This window comes from Hydrogenophaga sp. RAC07, assembly GCF_001713375.1.
In the GTDB taxonomy this organism is placed as follows: domain Bacteria; phylum Pseudomonadota; class Gammaproteobacteria; order Burkholderiales; family Burkholderiaceae_C; genus Hydrogenophaga.
The window spans coordinates 2,687,712-2,705,164 of the sequence record NZ_CP016449.1 but is presented as its reverse complement, the minus strand read 5'-3'; the positions used below and the strand labels follow the sequence as shown (position 1 = coordinate 2,705,164).

The window sequence follows — 17,453 nt, the reverse complement described above, 5'->3', positions numbered from 1 at the left end:
CCCCACCATGAACGACGACAACCTGGGCTCGACGAGCTCCGCCGGCAGCGACCGCCACAACGGTGTGGCCTGGGAGCGCGCCACGCTGGAAAAGCTGGTGTTTGCCACCATCCGCGAGCAGCAAGCCGCGCGCCGCTGGAAGATGTTCACCCGCTTCATGTGGCTGGCTCTCCTGGGCGCGATCGTCTGGTTTGTGTATTCCAGCGCCGAGGTGGGCACGTCGACGAGCACGCCGCACACGGCCGTGGTCGAGATCAAGGGTGAGATCGCATCGGACTCCGAAGCCAGCGCCGAAAACATCGTGGCGGCCTTGCGCTCGGCGTTTGACGACGAAGGCGCCCAGGCGGTGGTGTTGCTGATCAACTCACCCGGTGGCAGCCCGGTGCAGGCCGGCATCATCAACGACGAGATCACCCGCTTGAAGGGGCTGCACGACAAGAAGGTCTATGCGGTGGTGGAAGAAACCTGCGCCTCGGCGGCCTATTACATCGCTGCGGCGGCCGACAACATCTACGTGGACAAGGCCAGCCTGGTCGGCAGCATCGGCGTGCTCATGGACGGCTTCGGCTTCACCGGCTTGATGGAAAAGCTGGGCATCGAGCGACGCCTGATGACCGCTGGCGACAACAAGGGCCTGCTGGATCCGTTCAGTCCGCAAGACGAGTCGCAGCGCCAGTTCATGCAGAACCTGCTGGCCGAGATCCACACGCAGTTCATCGAGGTGGTGAAAAAGGGCCGTGGCGACCGCCTCAAAGAAACGCCCGAGACCTTCAGCGGTCTGGTCTGGAACGGCCAGCAAGCCGTGGCACTGGGCCTGGCGGATGGCCTGGGCAACCTCGACTATGTGGCACGCGAGGTTGTCAAGGCCGAAGAACTGGTGGACTACACCCGCCGCGAAAACGTGGGCCTGAGGCTGGCCAAACGTTTCGGCGCCAGCGTGGGCGAGGGCATCTTCCTCGCCGCCCGCTCAGCCGGCGTTCAGCTCCGGTAACCGTTGGGGTTGGCGCTCTGCCAGCGCCACGCATCGGCACACATGTCGTCCAGCGTGTGCAGGGCCTGCCAGCCCAGCAGGCGCAAAGCCAGGGCGGGGTCGGCCCAGCACTGCGCCACATCGCCGGCCCGGCGCGGCGCCACGCGGTAGGGCACCGGGTTGCCGCTGGCGGCCTCGAACGCTTTCACCACGTCGAGCACGCTGTGTCCCCGGCCGGTGCCCAGGTTGACGGTGAAACTCTCGCCCCGACCCAGCAGCGCCTTGATGGCGGCCACATGGCCGGCGGCCAGGTCCTGCACGTGGATGTAGTCGCGCACACCGGTGCCGTCGGGCGTGGCGTAGTCGTTGCCATACACATTGAGGTGTTCACGCTGCCCCACGGCCACCTGTGCCACATACGGCATGAGGTTGTTGGGAATGCCGGCCGGGTCTTCGCCGATCAGGCCGCTGGGGTGTGCGCCGACCGGGTTGAAGTAACGCAGCACGCCCACGCGCCAGGCCGGGCTGGCGGTGCGCAAGGCCGTGAGCATGTCCTCGATCACCAGCTTGCTGTGGCCATACGGGTTGGTGTGGCTGCGCGGAAAGTTTTCGGTGATCGGTACCGAGGCTGGGTCGCCGTACACCGTGGCGCTGCTGGAAAACACGAGCGTGGGCGCGTTGCCCGGCGTTTCCGCGTGCACGGTTTCCATGGCGCGCAGCAGGCTCACCGCGCCGCCGATGTTGTTGTGGAAGTACTTGAGCGGCAGCACCACGCTCTCACCCACCGCCTTGTCGCCTGCAAAGTGCACCACGCCGGCTGGCTGGTGCCGGCGCAACACGTCTTCCACCCACGGTGTGTCGAGCACGTCGCCGCGTTCGAGCGTGAGGGGCCGACCCGTGATGGTGGCCAGGCGCTCCATGACCACCGGGTGGCTGTTGGCGAAGTTGTCCAGAACGACCGGGTCGAACCCGGCTTCGACCAGGGCCACCGCCGTGTGGCTGCCGATGTAGCCGGCACCACCGGTGAGCAAAATCTTCATGCGGGGAGCCTCAGGGTTTGGCGGCGTCGGGCTGGCGGCCGTACTTGTCTTCCAGGCGAACGATGTCGTCTTCGCCGAGGTAGCTGCCCGACTGCACCTCGATCATTTCCAGCGCCAGCTTGCCGGGGTTGTGCAGGCGGTGCACCTCGCCGATGGGGATGTAGGTGGACTGGTTTTCCGACAGCAAATAGGTTTCTGCACCGCGTGTCACTTCAGCCGTGCCCTTGACCACGATCCAGTGTTCGGCGCGGTGGTGGTGCTTCTGCAGGCTGAGGCTGGCGCCGGGTTTGACGCCGATGCGTTTGACCTGAAAACGCTCGCCCATGTCCACACTGTCGTACCAGCCCCAGGGCCGGGCCACACGGCGGTGCAGCGCGGCCTCAGGCACCTTCAGGCGGGTGAGGTGGGCCACCACGTCCTTCACCTGCTCTGCGTGGTCACGCTGCGCCACGAGCAAGGCGTCGGGTGTGTCGATGATCAGCAGGTCTTTCGTGCCCAGCGCCACCACGGTGCGGCCCGGTGCGTGGATGAAGGTGTTGCTCGCGTGCAGGGTGTGTCCCTGGCCGGTGATGCGGTTGCCGTCGTCGTCGGCCGGGCTGAGGTCGGCCACCGCATTCCAGCTGCCCACGTCGCTCCATTGGCCTTGGAAAGGCACCACCGCCACATCGGCGTGGCGCTCCATCACCGCGTAGTCGATGCTCTGCGAGCGGCAGGCCAGGAAGGGCGCAGCCTCGGGCCGCACGAAGTGGATCTGGCCCACGGTGTCCTGCTTCGGTGTTGCCATGGCCAGGCGACACGATTGAAGAATGTCGTCGGCGTGCTGGCCGAGCGCGGTCAACAAGGTGCTGGCGCGAACGAGGAAGATGCCGGCGTTCCACAACACATTGCCCTGCAGCAGCAAGGCCTGTGCGGCGGCCGGCGCGGGCTTTTCGATGAAACGCGCCACGCGGCGGCTGCCATCCGTGCGGGCATCGCCTTGTTCGATGTAGCCATAGGCCGTGCTCGGGAAACTGGGCACCACGCCAAAGGTGACGATGGCGCCGGCCTCGGCCGCCGGCACACCCCGGCGGATGGTGTGGGCAAATGCCTCGACGTCCGGGATGTGATGGTCGGAGGGGCAGAACAGCAGCAGTGGGTCGGCGTCTGCAGGGCTTGCAGCCAACAAGGCGGCCAGCGCCATGGCCGCGGCCGTGTTGCGCGCCGCCGGCTCCAGCAGCACCTGACCCGCCGCGTCTTGTGATTCCATGGCGTCGGCCACCAGAAAGCGGTGGTCTTCCGACGCCACGCACATGGGTGGGTTGCCACACCAGGCCAGGCGCGCCAGCGTCAGCTGCAACAGGCTCTGGTTGCCCACCATCGGCACGAACTGCTTGGGAAAACTCTGACGGCTCAACGGCCACAGGCGGGTGCCGGAGCCACCGCAAAGAATGACGGGGGTGATGCTCATGCGCTGGAGTGTTCGAGGTGGACGGTGAGGCAGAAGAAACCCGCCTCGATGATCGATGCAGTGTAGCCTTTCGACGCAGTTTCACGCCGGGCCGTTACCATGGAACGCTACGCTACAAGAATGAACATCAGAGAGAAATCGAGACCATGAAAATCCGCAAAGCTGTTTTCCCCGTGGGTGGCCTGGGCACCCGCTTTCTGCCCGCCACCAAAGCCATCCCCAAGGAAATGCTGCCGGTGGTCGACAAGCCGTTGATTCAATACGCGGTTGAGGAGGCTTATGCCGCCGGCATCCGCGAAATGATCTTCGTGACCGGACGCCACAAACGCGCCATCGAGGACCATTTCGACACCGCCTACGAACTGGAGATGGAACTCGAAGCCGCCGGCAAGTCGGCCCTGCTGGAGCTGGTGAATTCCATCAAGCCCGACGACATGGACTGCGTGTACGTGCGCCAGCCCCGCGCGCTCGGTCTGGGGCACGCGGTGCTGTGCGCCGAACGCCTGGTGGGCGACGAGCCCTTTGCCGTGCTGCTGGCGGACGATCTGATGATGGGTGCGCGCCAGGCCGAGGGCGGCCCCACCGTGTTGCAGCAGATGGTGCAAGCCTACGAATCGAGCCCGGGCACGGTGCTGGCCGTGCAGGACGTGCCGCGCGCCGACACCCGGCGTTATGGCGTGGTCGACGTGCACGGTGTGAGCGCCGCACTGGCCGAGGTGTTTGCCATGGTCGAGAAGCCCGCGCCCGACGTGGCGCCGTCCACCCTGGCGGTGGCGGGCCGATACGTGCTCACGCCGGCGGTGTTCGAGAGCATCCGCCGTCAGCCGCGCGGGGCGGGTGGCGAGATCCAGCTCACCGACGGCATCGCCGCCTTGATCGGCATCGAAAAGGTGCAGGCCTTCCGCTATGACGGCACGCGCTACGACTGCGGCAGCAAAGAGGGTTTTCTCGAAGCCACGATCGATCTGGCGCTGGCCAACGCCGAGCTGGGCGCCTCGGTGCGCGCCCACCTCAAACGCGTGATGGGCTGAGTCCTCAGCGACCGAACAGAAACACCGCTGGCGTGTCCAGCGGCAGTTCGTTGACGATGCCTGGCGTGCGTTTCCATTCGCTCACCAGCGCGCTGCGGCTCACCTGCTGCGGCAGAGACATGGCGCAGCACACCGCCAGACGCGTGTGCGGATGCAAGGTCTGCAACAAGGCTTGCAGCAGCGCGGTGTTGCGGTAGGGCGTCTCGATCAGGATCTGGGTTTGCCCGGTTTTGAGCGCGAGGGCTTCCAGATCGCGCAGTCGCTTGCCCCGCTCGGTGGCCTCTTGCGGCACATAACCGACGAATGCGAAGCTTTGACCGTTCAAACCGCTCGCCGCGAGCGCGAGCATCAGCGAAACCGGCCCTGTGAGCGGAACCACCTTCAGGCTCAGGGCATGCGCCGCGCGCACCACCGCGCTGCCGGGGTCGGCTATGGCCGGCATGCCGGCTTCGCTCACCAGCCCCACGTCGTGCCCCTGCAAGGCCGGCGCGAGCACTTCGCGTGCATGCGCATCGCCCTCGGCCTGCGGTGTGTGGTCGCCCTTTTTGTGAGCGGCGCGGGGCAGTTCGGTGATGTGTTGACCCTGCAACGGGGCTGCGATGCCCACGGTCGCCTCCACACGTTTGAGGAACGCACGCGTGCTCTTGGCGTTCTCGGTGATCCAGTGCGTGAGGCCACTGGCAACCGCCAGCGTTTCGCGGGGCAGCCAGGTGTCGGCGGGCGCGGCATCCACCACCATGCCGAAATCCAGCGGTGTGGGCACCAGGTAGAGCGTTCCCTTGGTGGAGGCAGGGACGCTCACGGCACGTGCACGCCGGCGGCGCGGATCATCCTGCAGGTGCGGATCAGCGGCAGACCCACCAGCGCAGTCGGGTCGTCGTTGTCGATGCGCTCCAGCAGCGAAATGCCCAGGCCTTCGCTCTTGGCGCTGCCGGCGCAGTCGTAGGGTTGCTCGGCGCGCAGATAGCGCTCTATCTCGGCGTCGCTGAGTTTGCGGAACACCACGCGCACCGAGGCGATGTCGCACTGTTCAAAGCCGGTGGCCGCGCAGACCACCGCCAGCGCGGTCTGGAACACCACCGTCTCACCACGCAGCCGCTTGAGCTGCACCACCGCCCGCTCGTGGGTGCCCGGTTTGCCCAGCGGCTCGCCGCGCAGGTCCGCCACCTGGTCGCTGCCGATCACCACCGCCTGCGGATGGCGCGCCGCCACCTCGCGTGCCTTGGCCAGGGCCAGGCGCACCGCCAGGTCGGCCGGGTTCTCCCCCGACCTGGGGGTTTCGTCCACATTGGGCGCCACCGCTTCAAACGGCAGTTTCAGCCGCGACAGCAGTTCATGGCGGTAGCGGGAGGTGGAACCCAGGATGAGTGGGCGCGAAGTGGGCGAGGGGGCGCTGGGGCGGTCGGGCGTCATCCCGCTATTCTGCGTGCATTCTTTTAAACTGCCCCACATGAAACCCACACCGAAACCCAGCTGGAATCCCGAGAGGCTGGATGTGCGTGCCTTTGCCCAGGCCGGCGCCACTTTGCAATCCGCCGATCCCCTGACCCGATTTGAGCGGCTGGTGGCCGAGGCGCACAGTGACGATGGCCAAGCCGCCCTGGGCTCGGTCACCTGGCAGGCCACGGGCGAAATGCGCGCTGGAGCCTCCGGCGGTGCCCCCGCTGTCTGGCTGCATTTGCACGCCGACGCTTCGATCCCGTTGACGTGCCAGCGCTGCATGGGTCCGGTCGACACGCCGTTGCTGGTGGACCGCTGGTTCCGCTTTGTGAACGACGAGGCAACGGCGGCGGCCGAAGACGACGACTGCGAGGAAGATCTGCTGGCGCTGGAGCCCCGTCCCCGGCTTCACGACGTGCTGGAAGACGAGTTGCTGATGGAGTTGCCGCTGGTCCCCCTGCACGAAACCTGTCCGGTGCCGGTGGTGATGCAGGCATCCGATCCCATGGTGGGTCCTGCCGAGGGCGAGCCCGAGCGCAGGAACCCGTTTGCCGAGCTGGCAAAGCTCAAGAAGTAGGCTGGTTCCCCACCCCTCATCGGGATCTGGGTCCGATCCAGCGCTTCGGGCTATAATGCTTGGCTTTGCGCTGGCATCCAAAAGCACACACATGTGCATGGTTTCAGGCGCACCCGTTTGTCCCTACCGATTTCAGGAGCCCACCATGGCTGTTCAGCAAAACAAAAAGTCCCCTTCCAAGCGCGGCATGCACCGTTCGCACAACGCCCTGAACGTGCCGGGCATTGCCGTGGAGCCCACCACCGGTGAAATCCACCTGCGCCACCACATCAGCCCCAACGGTTTCTACCGTGGCCGTCAGGTGCTGAAGAACAAATCCGAAGCCTGACGTGAGGGTTTGCCATTGGCCTCGCTGCGCCATGCGCTCGGGGTCAGGCGGACTCGACAGGCCCAGGCCCGCATGTTCCATGCGGGCTTTTTTCATGGACGGGGCACCTGCCGTGCCCGCCTCAGGAACTTGAGATGATCACCATTGCCGTGGATTGCATGGGTGGAGATGTCGGTCCAGGCGTGACGATGCCCGCCTGCCAGGCCTTTCTTGCCAGCCACCCGCAAGCCCAGCTCTTGCTGGTGGGCAAACCCGATGTCTTTCGGGCCTGGCCTCAGTTGCTCAACAACGTGCGTTGTACGGTCGTGCCGGCGACCGAAATTGTCGGCATGGACGATTCGGTGGAAATTGCACTGCGCCGCAAAAAAGATTCGTCCATGCGCGTGTCCATCAACCAGGTCAAGAATGGTCTTGCGCAGGCAGCGGTTTCTGCCGGCAACACGGGTGCTTTGATGGCCATTGCCCGCTATGTGCTCAAAACCCTGGACGGCATCGACCGCCCAGCCATCGCCACGCAAATGCCCAACGCCCGCGGAGGCGCCACCACGGTCCTCGACCTGGGTGCCAACGTCGATTGCTCCGCCGAACACCTGTTGCAGTTTGCGGTGATGGGTTCTGCCTTGGTGGCCGCGGCCACCGGTCGCCCGGAGCCCAGCGTCGGCTTGCTGAACGTTGGCGAGGAAGTCATCAAAGGCAGTGAAGTGATCAAAAAGGCCGGCGTTTTGCTGCGAAATGCAGCCAACACCGGTGATCTCAACTTCTTTGGGAACGTGGAGGGGGACGACATCTTCAAGGGCACGACCGACATCGTGGTGTGCGATGGTTTTGTCGGCAACGTTGCTTTGAAGGCCAGCGAAGGCCTCGCCTCGATGATCAGTGGTTTTCTCCGGGAAGAATTTTCCAGCAGCATCTTCAGGAAAATTGCAGCCATCGTCGCTTATCCGGTTCTAAAGTCGTTCAAGAATCGCGTTGATCACCGTCGATACAACGGAGCAGCGTTGTTGGGCCTGCAGGGCCTGGTCTTCAAGAGCCACGGTTCGGCGGACGCATTCGCGTTCGAGCAGGCCTTGGGGCGGGCTTATGATGCGGCCCACAACCGGCTGCTGGACAACGTGCGTGAGCGCATTGCGCATGCGCAGCAGCTGATGTCGCCCGAGTCGCTGCCCAGCGAACTCAAGAGCATCCCGACACTCTGAACCACCCCACACGCACCGCATGACCCGTTTTGCCCGCATCACCGGCACCGGCAGTTGCCTGCCACCCAACCGCCTGACCAACGCCGACATGGTGGACATGCTGGCAAAACGCGGCGTGGAAACCAGCGACGACTGGATCGTGGAGCGCACCGGCATCCGGGCGCGCCACTTCGCCGCGGACGGCATGTTCGCGAGCGATCTGGCCGCAGTGGCCTGCCGTGAAGCCATGTCCGCGGCGGGTGTGCTGCCGGCCGATATCGACCTGATCATCGTCGCCACATCGACGCCCGACATGGTGTTCCCTTCAACGGCCGCCCTGCTGCAGCACAAGCTGGGCATTGCAGGCTGCCCGGTGTTCGATGTGCAGGCGGTCTGCAGCGGCTTCATTTATGCACTGACCGTGGCCGACGCCCTGATCCAGTCGGGCACCGCGCACAAGGCGCTTGTGGTCGGCTCCGAAGTGTTCAGCCGCATTCTGGACTTCAACGACCGTACGACGTGTGTGCTGTTTGGTGATGGCGCCGGTGCGGTGTTGCTGGAGGCATCCGACAAGCCCGGCATCCTCGCCACCGACATCCACGCCGACGGCAAGCACTCGGGCATCCTGTGTGTGCCCGGGCACGTGTCGGGTGGCTCGATCCTCGGCGACCCGCTGCTCAAGATGGACGGCCAGGCGGTGTTCAAGCTGGCGGTGGGCGTGCTCGAAGACACCGCGCGGGCCGTGCTCGCGAAAGCCGGCAAGACGGCCGAGGACGTGGACTGGCTCATTCCGCACCAGGCCAATATCCGCATCATGCAAAGCACGGCACGCAAGCTCAAGCTGCCCATGGACAAGGTGGTGGTCACTGTCGATCAGCACGGCAACACGTCGGCGGCTTCGATCCCGCTGGCGCTGGACCACGCGGTGCGCCAAGGGCAGGTGAAGCGAGGCGACACCCTCATGCTCGAAGGCGTGGGGGGTGGCTTCACTTGGGGCTCCGTGCTGCTGGATTTCTGAGCAGATCCGCCCAGGGGCTTCTTCTGCACAAGACCAATTGAAGATCACATGAAGAATTTTGCGTTCGTATTTCCCGGCCAGGGCTCGCAAGCTGTCGGCATGCTCGACGCCTGGGGCGATCACCCCGAGGTGCAGAGCACACTCTCCGAGGCCTCGGATGCCTTGGGCGAAAACGTGGGGCAGTTGATCCACGACGGTCCCAAGGAGTTGCTGTCCATGACCACCAATACCCAGCCGGTGATGCTGGTTGCGGGGGTGGCCGCGTGGCGCGTGTGGCGTGCCGAGGGTGGGTCCTTGCCGTTGGTGCTTGCTGGCCATTCCTTGGGCGAATACGCCGCGCTGGTGGCAGCTGGCGTGCTGACGCTGACCCAGGCCGCCCCGCTGGTGCGCTTTCGTGCGGCCGCCATGCAGGAAGCCGTGCCGGTCGGTACCGGCGCCATGGCCGCCATCCTCGGCATGGACGCCCAGCGCGTGATCGCTGGCTGCGCCGAAGCGCAAGCCACGTTTGGTGCGGACAGTGCCGAGGTGGTGGAGGCGGTGAATTTCAACGACCCTTCCCAGACCGTGATTGCGGGCAGCAAGGCGGCGGTCGACAAAGCCTGCGAGGTGCTCAAGGCCAACGGTGCGAAGCGCGCTTTGCCCTTGCCGGTGTCGGCACCTTTCCACTCCAGCCTCATGAAGCCGGCCGCCGAGCGACTGAAGGAAAAGCTCGCCGGTACGGTGTTTTCGCAGGCGCAGATTCCTGTGGTCAACAACATCGATGTGACCGTTGAAACCGATGCGGACCGCATACGCGATGCGCTGTACCGCCAGGCATTCGGCCCGGTGCGGTGGGTGGAATGTGTCCAGGCCATCAAGGCGCGCGGCGTCGACAGGATTGTCGAATGCGGCCCGGGCAAGGTGCTCGCGGGCATGGTCAAGCGCATTGATCCTGAACTCACGGGCGTTCCCTTGTACGACCCGGCCACCTTGGCCGATGTCAAAACCTTGTTGGCCTGAGACCAGGAGCACACCATGTCTGAACTGAAATTTGCGGGCCAGGTGGCGTTGGTCACCGGCGCCTCGCGCGGCATCGGCGCCGCCATTGCGCACGAACTGGCTGCGAATGGCCTCATCGTGATCGGCACCGCCACCAGCGACGAAGGCGCGGCCAGGATCACCGCGGGCCTCACCGGTGTTGCAGGCGCCGCAGAGGGTTGCCGTGGCGCCAAGCTTGATGTCAACGATGCTGCGTCGGCCGAAGCGCTGATCGATGAAATCGTCAAGGCCCACGGTGGTCTGCAGGTGTTGGTGAACAACGCCGGCATCACCCGTGACATGCTGGCCATGCGCCTGAAAGACGACGACTGGGACGCCGTGCTCGATACCAACCTGAAGGCCGTGTTTCGCATGAGCCGCGCTGTGATTCGCCCGATGATGAAGCAGCGCTACGGCCGCATCATCAGCATCACCAGCGTGGTGGGCGCTTCGGGCAACGCAGGCCAGGCCAACTACGCTGCGGCCAAAGCCGGTGTGGCGGGCATGACGCGCGCGCTGGCGCGTGAACTCGGCAGCCGCAACATCACGGTGAACTGCGTTGCACCCGGTTTCATCGAAACCGACATGACCGCGGCGCTTCCCGAAGAACAACAGAAGGCCTTGCTGGGGCAAATCCCGCTGGGACATTTGGGAAAACCGGCCGACATCGCGCATGCCGTGGCCTACCTGGCTGGTCCACACGCGTCGTATGTCACGGGCCAGGAGTTGCATGTCAACGGCGGCATGTTCATGTCCTGACGACACAGCCCGCGTTCAATTGTGTTCAATCGCCGCGCCAGCCGCCCGGCGGGCCATCTGGGGAGACCTCCCTAGCCCGGCTAAAATGGCGGCCTTGCATTTCAACCACCCTCAGAGGGACTTATGAGCGATATCGAAGCACGTGTTAAGAAAATCATTGCCGAACAACTCGGTGTGGAAGAGGGTCAAGTCACCAACGAAAAAGCTTTCGTGGCCGACCTCGGCGCTGATTCCCTGGACACGGTCGAATTGGTGATGGCTCTCGAGGACGAGTTCGGTATCGAAATCCCCGACGAAGACGCCGAGAAAATCACGACGGTGCAAAACGCCATCGATTACGCAATGGCCCACCAGAAGGCCTGATTGTTTATTTGCATGCGTTCAGCCGCTGCCTGCCTCGCCGTTTCTTCGGAGTCGGGTGGTCAGGCCTGCGGTCAAGAACGCGGGGGAACTGAATGAGCCGTCGTCGCGTAGTCGTGACCGGCCTGGGCTGTATCAGCCCCGTGGGAAACACGGTGGAAGATGCCTGGGCCAACCTGTTGGCCGGACGCTCCGGCATTGACCTCATCACCCGGTTTGACGCCTCCAACTTTGCTTGCAAGATCGCGGGCGAGGTCAAGGGCTTCAACATCGAGTCCTACATGAGCGCCAAAGAAGCGCGAACGATGGACAGCTTCATCCACTTCGGCGTCGCAGCGGCCCACCAGGCCGTGATCGACTCGGGTTTGCCCTTGGGAGATGCGCTGGATGAGGAGACCGCCATCCGCATCGGATGCATCATCGGCTCGGGCATTGGCGGCTTGCCTCTGATTGAAGAAACCCACGCCGAACTGGTGAGCCGTGGTCCTCGCCGCATATCGCCTTTCTTCGTGCCTGCGTCGATCATCAACATGATCGCTGGCCACGTGTCGATGCGTTATGGCTTCAAAGGACCGAACCTCGCTGTGGTGACGGCGTGCACCACCGGACTGCACTGCATCGGCGAGGCCGCCCGCAAGATCGAGTACGGCGACGCCGATGTGATCGTAGCCGGTGGCTCCGAAGCCACCGTGTCACCTTTGGGTGTGGGAGGTTTCGCTGCCATGCGCGCCCTGTCCACGCGCAACGACGATCCGGCCACGGCTTCACGCCCCTGGGACAAAGACCGCGATGGCTTTGTGCTGGGTGAAGGCGCAGGTGTGATGGTGCTCGAAGAGTACGAGTTCGCCAAAGCGCGCGGCGCGCGCATTTATGCGGAGCTCTCGGGTTACGGAATGAGCGCCGATGCCGGTCACATGACGGCGCCCAGCATGGACGGCCCTCGACGCGCCATGGTCAGCGCTTTGCGCAATGCGGAACTGAACGCCGACCAGGTGGACTACCTCAATGCGCATGGGACCTCGACGCCGCTGGGCGATCTCAATGAAACGAACGCCATCAAAGCCGCTTTGGGTGATCACGCGGGCAAGGTGGTGGTCAACTCCACCAAGTCCATGACCGGCCATTTGCTCGGTGGCGCGGGCGGCATCGAGAGCGTGTTCACGGTGCTGGCACTGCATCACCAGAAGAGTCCTCCGACCATCAACATCTTCAACCAGGATCCCGAGTGCGACCTGGACTACTGCGCCAACACGGCACGGGACATGAAGATTGATGTTGCCCTCAAGAACAATTTCGGATTTGGCGGCACCAACGGCTCATTGGTTTTCAAGCGCGTTTGAGTTTCTCGAACGTCTCCATTACACCCGCTCTCCATGCACAACGCCCCATCCGTGGTCTTCCCGGTGGGGCGTTGTGCGTTTCATGGCTGGCTTCTGGTGGCGCTCGGTGGGGTGAGCGGGGCGGTGGTGGCATTGTTCCTGGTCGAGTCGAATTTTCGGAACCTCGGTGTCTGGGGCTGGCTTCCTTGCGTTGCGGGCATTGCCGTGTGGCTGAGCTGGACGACTTGGGCCCTTCTGACCTGGCTTTCTTCGCCGCAGGGCAGCCTGCATTGGGATTCACGGCGTGTGGCGGAAGACGGCACCCGCGGCGCTTGGTCGTGGACCGACCGCAATCACTCGGAACAGCTGATCTTGAACAGCATGGAGCGCGTGCTCGATCTGCAGGACCGCGTCTTGCTTCGCTTCCGCGGGCCGGGCATGGGCCGACGGTGGGCGTGGGTGGTACGGAGCGGCTCTCCCGGGCGTTGGAGCGACTTGAGAAGAGCGCTGGTGGCGAGCCTCGCTTGACCCCGGTTCGTCATCTGCGGGCCTTCGTAGCGGCAGGCCATCCACCGACGCGCCGAGTCTCTTCCAACCCTTGGGGTATATTTCCGCGCGCATGACTCCTGAAGACCACACCGCCCCCCCGCCTCCCGACAGCGACGTCATGTTGGTGCAGCGCACATTGGGCGGCGAGCAGCGAGCATTTGAATTGCTCGTCATCAAATACCAGCGCCGCGTCGAGCGGCTCATCGGGCGCATGGTGCGCGACTCCGATCTGGTTCAAGACATCGCGCAGGAGACTTTCATCCGGGCCTACCGGGCTCTGGCGCAGTTCCGCGGCGACGCCCAGTTCTACACCTGGCTGTACCGCATCGCGGTGAACACCGCGAAAAAGCAGCTGATGGAGCTCAAGCGCGACCCCCTGGTTTTCCAGTCGCAGATGAAATCGTCGGACGACGATGAAACTTCCTCGTCCGAACGCGAACTAAATTTCAACGCGGCCGACACCGAGACGCCCGAGGCGGTGCTGGCGAGCAAGGAGATTGCCCAAGCGGTCAACGCGGCCATGGACGCGCTGCCCGAAGAGTTGCGAATGGCAATCACCTTGCGGGAAATCGAGGGCATGAGCTACGAGGAAATCGCGCAGGCGTTGGAATGTCCGATTGGAACGGTTCGTTCGCGGATTTTTCGAGCCCGCGAGGCCATTTCCGGACGCATCAAGCCGATGCTGGAACGCCAAACGGGCAAACGCTGGTAGTGGAATTGCGCAGTCGGGCCACACAAGCCCATTGCATCGCACACGGGGAAATGAATCATGAATGCCGAACAACATCACAGCCCGCCGACGGCTGAAACCGCCGCCGCCCTCAAGCCGAGTCTGGGTTTGGATCCGGCCTTGTCCGCCATGGTCGATGGTGAGCTTGGCGCTGCCGAAATTGACGCTCTGATGACCTCGCTGGACTCGGATGCGCTGTCGAATTGGCATGCGTATCAAGTGATTGGTGACGTGCTGCGGGGCCAAGGAGACTCGAAGGGCGCTCGGCCCGCTGCCGAATTTCTGGCGGCTGTTCGGATTGGCCTGGAGGGCCGTGAGACCGAGCTGAAAACTGCGCCTCGCACGGGTGTTCAAACCCCGGTGTCCGGGTCGGGTCAGGTTCGAAATGAGGCCGCCAACGACGCGGTTTTCCGCTGGAAGCTGGTCGCGGGCTTTGCGTCGCTCGCCGCTGTGATGGCCGTGAGCTGGAGCGTGGTATCGGGTTCGGGTTCGGGCAGTGACGCTGGTGCCCAGCTGGCATCGAACACTCCCGCGTCCGTGGCAACCGCCTCCGCTCCTGCGATCGCCGCGCCGGTGGCCGTCAACACCGGCCAGGGCGTGGTGATCCGCGACGCACAACTCGAAGCCCTGCTGGCCGAGCACCGGCAGCACGGTGGCATGTCAGCCCTGCAAATGGCCTCCGGGTTCATCCGCAACGCCACCTACGAAGCGGCGGGACGTTGAGCAGCCATGTTGCCGATTTTGTTTGACGCGAGACCTGCCATGCCTGTGATTGCTGCGACCTCCCACCGCCCCCGCCACCCCCGCTCGACATTGCGGCACTGGCGCCCTGTGGGCGCCATGGCACTGCTCACCGCTGGTTTGTTGTTGGGTGGTCCATTGCAGGCCCAGGTCGGATCCTCGCCCGAGGCGGGCACGCGGTCGGTGAATGAATGGCTCAGCCGCATGCATGAAGCGTCGCGTCAGCGCGCCTACACGGGCACGCTGGTGGTGTCGGCGGGGGCTTCCATGTCCGCGTCGAAGGTCTGGCATGTGTGCGACGGCAACCAGCAGATGGAGCGCATCGACACGCTCACGGGGACACCGCGCACAACCATTAGGCGCAACAACGAAGTCATCACCTTCGAGCCGGAGACCAAGACAGCGTTTGTCGAGAAGCGCGAATCGCTGGGCATGTTTCCGGAGTTGCTGCGCACGCCGAACAACCTGATTCCCCAGTTTTACGCCGCGCGCGAAACCGGCGTCCAGCGCGTGGCGGGACACCTGGCCGACATGGTCGAGATCCTGCCCAAAGACGAACTGCGCTTTGGCTACCGCATCTGGTCCGAGCGACAAACCGGCCTGGTGGTGAAGTTGCAGACGCTGGGCGAGCAGGGCGCGGTGCTGGAGCAGATGTCGTTCTCCGAACTTCAACTGGACGCGCCAGTCAGCATGGACAAGCTGCAAAAGATGATGAAGGACACGCGTGGCTACGAGGTGCACAAGCCGCTGCTCAAGAAGACCACGGCCGAAGCCGAGGGCTGGCGCTTGAAAGAGCCGGTGCCCGGGTTCACGGCGATGAGTTGCCACACGCGCGACGCCGGCGCCGCTCAAGCACCCGGCACCGCTCCGATGCAGTGGGTGTTTTCCGATGGTCTGGCTTCGGTGTCCTTGTTTGTCGAACCCTTCGACGCGCAGCGACATGGGCAGGAAAAAGCAGCCGCTGTTGGCGCAACGCACTCGGTCAGCAAACGCGTGGGTGACCACTGGTTGACGGTGCTCGGCGAGGTGCCACCGCCAACACTGCGCCGCTTTGCCCTTGCGCTGGAACGAACACGCTGAACCTGCCAGACTTGTTTTTTTCTCAGCTGAGCCGTACCTGCGCAGTGTTCGGCAAAGCGCTCCGACGAGCACAGCCCGGTTTTGCCATTTGCGAGTGTGTAAAGGATCACCATGACGCACCTGAAACGTATTCAAAAGCCTTTGCTGGCCATGACCGCATCCGCTGCCTTGGCAGCCTTCGGAACGGCAGCGCTCATCCTGCACGCGCCACTGTCGGCGCAAACGGCGGTGGTGCCGGTGGTGCCGCCGGCCGCCAGCGTGCGTGGCTTGCCGGACTTCACCGATCTGGTGGACCTGGTGGGGCCGTCGGTGGTCAACATCCGCACACTGGAGCGTGCTGTGGCCGCGCGCCCGGGTGCTGGAGGTGCGCCTGACGAACAGATGCTGGAGTTCTTCAAGCGCTTCGGTATTCCTGTGCCACCAGGCATGACGCCGCGCACGCCTCGCCAGGAGCGCGGTCCCTCTGAAGAAGCACAGCCTCGCGGCGTTGGCTCGGGCTTCATCCTCAGCGCCGACGGTCTGATCATGACCAACGCCCACGTGGTGGAAGGCGCCGACGAATTGCTGGTGACCTTGCCCGACAAACGCGAATTCAAGGCGCGTGTGGTCGGCGCTGACAAGCGCACCGATGTGGCCGTGGTCAAGATCGAGGCCACCGGTCTCTCTCCGGTGAAGATTGGCGACGTGAACCGCCTGCGGGTGGGCGAGTGGGTGATGGCCATTGGCTCTCCTTTCGGCCTGGAAAACACGGTGACTGCCGGCATCGTGAGTGCCAAGCAACGCGACACGGGCGACTTTTTGCCGTTCATCCAGACCGACGTGGCCATCAACCCCGGCAACTCGGGTGGCCCTCTCATCAACATGAGCGGTGAGGTGATCGGCATCAACAGCCAGATTTACTCGCGCTCCGGGGGATTCCAGGGCATCTCGTTCGCGATCCCGATCGACGAAGCGGTGCGGGTGTCCGACCAGCTCAGGACCACGGGCCGCGTGACGCGCGGGCGCATTGGCGTGCAGATCGATCAGGTCAGCAAGGATGTGGCCGATTCGCTGGGCCTGGGCGCTGCCAAGGGTGCTTTGGTGCGAGGCGTGGAGCCCGAGTCACCTGCGGCCAAGGCGGGCGTCGAACCCGGCGACATCATCCTGAAGTTCGATGGCAAGACCATCGAGAAGTCAGTCGATCTGCCGCGCTTTGTGGGCAACACCAAGCCCGGGAACAAGAGCACCATGACCGTGCTTCGCCGCGGTGCCCAGAAGGACCTGACGATCACGGTTGCGGAGCTGGAGCCTGAAAAGCCCGAAGTAAGGGCGGCTGCGCCCGAGCAGCCCGCCAAGCCGCAGGCCAGCAGCGCGGTGCAATCGCTCGGTCTGGGTCTGGCCGAACTGACGGCTGCCGAGAAGAAGGAGCTCAACCTCAAGGGCGGTGTTCGCATTGCATCGGCCGAGGGGCCGGCGGCGCGTGCCGGTTTGCGCGAAGGTGATGTGATCGTGGCCATTGCCAATACAGACACCGCCAGTCTCAAGGAGATGGAGACAGCGCTGAGCAAGATCGACAAGTCGAAACCGGTGAATGTGCTGTTTCGCCGCGGTGAGTGGGCACAGTACGCGGTCATTCGACCGCAGCGCTGATGGGCCGCTTGGCGCTCAACACAGCCGCAGCACCAAAACCCCCAGACCCTCTCGGATCTGGGGGTTTTTTGCAGGGGTGGCCTATTCGCCACAGTGATCGGTCCGAGCAACGTTCCCCCAAAAATGGCGATTTGTTAGTGGATGCTCACTATCGTCGCGCTCGCGTTGACCGATTTCGCTAAAATGGGCCCGAATCCGGTGGAATTCCCTCACTTCGGTGGCAAGTCGGCCCACGATGTGGGA

Annotated in this window: 19 protein-coding genes; 15 read left to right on the top strand and 4 right to left on the bottom strand. The window is 64.2% G+C overall.

Features of this window, described 5'->3' with window-relative positions; translation table 11 throughout:
- Nucleotides 1-7: 7 nt before the first annotated feature.
- Complete coding sequence (locus BSY239_RS12545) at nt 8-991, top strand: S49 family peptidase (RefSeq protein ID WP_069047150.1); 984 nt, start codon at nt 8-10, stop codon at nt 989-991.
- Here BSY239_RS12545 and galE read toward each other — a convergent pair.
- Both galE and BSY239_RS12535 read right to left on the bottom strand, forming a co-directional pair.
- Nucleotides 979-2,010, bottom strand: a complete 1,032-nt coding sequence (gene galE / locus BSY239_RS12540) for a UDP-glucose 4-epimerase GalE (protein ID WP_069047149.1) — start codon at nt 2,008-2,010, stop codon at nt 979-981. The genes BSY239_RS12545 and galE overlap by 13 nt on opposite strands.
- Nucleotides 2,011-2,020: 10 nt before the next feature.
- Nucleotides 2,021-3,457, bottom strand: a complete 1,437-nt coding sequence (locus BSY239_RS12535) for a mannose-1-phosphate guanylyltransferase/mannose-6-phosphate isomerase (protein WP_069047148.1) — start codon at nt 3,455-3,457, stop codon at nt 2,021-2,023.
- 146 nt (nt 3,458-3,603) lie between these two features.
- On the opposite strand from BSY239_RS12535, the gene galU reads away from it, so the two are divergent.
- Nucleotides 3,604-4,488: a UTP--glucose-1-phosphate uridylyltransferase GalU gene (gene galU / locus BSY239_RS12530; protein WP_083239951.1), complete on the top strand. Its 885-nt coding sequence runs from the start codon at nt 3,604-3,606 to the stop codon at nt 4,486-4,488.
- Between the two features lie 4 nt (nt 4,489-4,492).
- On the opposite strand, the gene BSY239_RS12525 is transcribed toward galU, so the two are convergent.
- Nucleotides 4,493-5,227, bottom strand: coding sequence for an SAM-dependent methyltransferase (locus tag BSY239_RS12525; RefSeq protein ID WP_069048966.1), 735 nt, complete (start codon nt 5,225-5,227; stop codon nt 4,493-4,495).
- A 59-nt stretch (nt 5,228-5,286) separates the two neighbouring features.
- Nucleotides 5,287-5,901 (bottom strand): Maf family nucleotide pyrophosphatase, encoded by a 615-nt coding sequence (locus BSY239_RS12520; RefSeq protein WP_069047147.1) that lies wholly within the window; start codon nt 5,899-5,901, stop codon nt 5,287-5,289.
- Nucleotides 5,902-5,938: 37 nt separating this feature from the next.
- Between BSY239_RS12520 and BSY239_RS12515 the strand changes: the two genes are divergently transcribed.
- From BSY239_RS12515 to BSY239_RS12455, 13 genes are all read left to right on the top strand, one after another.
- Nucleotides 5,939-6,505 carry a YceD family protein gene (locus BSY239_RS12515; RefSeq protein WP_069047146.1) on the top strand — a complete coding sequence of 189 codons (567 nt, stop codon included), beginning with the start codon at nt 5,939-5,941 and terminating at the stop codon, nt 6,503-6,505.
- Nucleotides 6,506-6,650: 145 nt separating this feature from the next.
- A complete protein-coding gene (gene rpmF / locus BSY239_RS12510; protein ID WP_019575026.1) occupies nt 6,651-6,833 on the top strand; it encodes a 50S ribosomal protein L32 in 183 nt (60 codons plus the stop codon).
- Nucleotides 6,834-6,967: 134 nt separating this feature from the next.
- On the top strand, nt 6,968-8,029 hold the full coding sequence (gene plsX / locus BSY239_RS12505) for a phosphate acyltransferase PlsX (protein WP_069047145.1): 1,062 nt from the start codon (nt 6,968-6,970) through the stop codon (nt 8,027-8,029).
- Between the two features lie 19 nt (nt 8,030-8,048).
- Nucleotides 8,049-9,026, top strand: coding sequence for a beta-ketoacyl-ACP synthase III (locus BSY239_RS12500; protein WP_069047144.1), 978 nt, complete (start codon nt 8,049-8,051; stop codon nt 9,024-9,026).
- A gap of 48 nt (nt 9,027-9,074) precedes the next feature.
- Nucleotides 9,075-10,025, top strand: coding sequence for an ACP S-malonyltransferase (fabD, locus tag BSY239_RS12495; RefSeq protein WP_069047143.1), 951 nt, complete (start codon nt 9,075-9,077; stop codon nt 10,023-10,025).
- Nucleotides 10,026-10,040: 15 nt separating this feature from the next.
- On the top strand, nt 10,041-10,802 hold the full coding sequence (gene fabG, locus BSY239_RS12490) for a 3-oxoacyl-ACP reductase FabG (RefSeq protein WP_069047142.1): 762 nt from the start codon (nt 10,041-10,043) through the stop codon (nt 10,800-10,802).
- A gap of 123 nt (nt 10,803-10,925) precedes the next feature.
- Nucleotides 10,926-11,165, top strand: a complete 240-nt coding sequence (gene acpP / locus BSY239_RS12485; RefSeq protein ID WP_068173947.1) for an acyl carrier protein — start codon at nt 10,926-10,928, stop codon at nt 11,163-11,165.
- 92 nt (nt 11,166-11,257) lie between these two features.
- On the top strand, nt 11,258-12,502 hold the full coding sequence (gene fabF, locus BSY239_RS12480; RefSeq protein ID WP_069047141.1) for a beta-ketoacyl-ACP synthase II: 1,245 nt from the start codon (nt 11,258-11,260) through the stop codon (nt 12,500-12,502).
- Nucleotides 12,503-12,535: 33 nt separating this feature from the next.
- Nucleotides 12,536-13,009: a hypothetical protein gene (locus BSY239_RS12475; protein WP_069047140.1), complete on the top strand. Its 474-nt coding sequence runs from the start codon at nt 12,536-12,538 to the stop codon at nt 13,007-13,009.
- A gap of 91 nt (nt 13,010-13,100) precedes the next feature.
- Nucleotides 13,101-13,742 (top strand): RNA polymerase sigma factor RpoE, encoded by a 642-nt coding sequence (gene rpoE, locus BSY239_RS12470; RefSeq protein ID WP_069047139.1) that lies wholly within the window; start codon nt 13,101-13,103, stop codon nt 13,740-13,742.
- Nucleotides 13,743-13,799: 57 nt separating this feature from the next.
- A complete protein-coding gene (locus BSY239_RS12465; protein WP_083239950.1) occupies nt 13,800-14,483 on the top strand; it encodes a sigma-E factor negative regulatory protein in 684 nt (227 codons plus the stop codon).
- Nucleotides 14,484-14,600: 117 nt separating this feature from the next.
- Nucleotides 14,601-15,581, top strand: coding sequence for a MucB/RseB C-terminal domain-containing protein (locus BSY239_RS12460; RefSeq protein ID WP_069047138.1), 981 nt, complete (start codon nt 14,601-14,603; stop codon nt 15,579-15,581).
- Nucleotides 15,582-15,731: 150 nt separating this feature from the next.
- Nucleotides 15,732-17,210 (top strand): DegQ family serine endoprotease, encoded by a 1,479-nt coding sequence (locus BSY239_RS12455; protein ID WP_069048964.1) that lies wholly within the window; start codon nt 15,732-15,734, stop codon nt 17,208-17,210.
- Nucleotides 17,211-17,453: the final 243 nt, after the last annotated feature.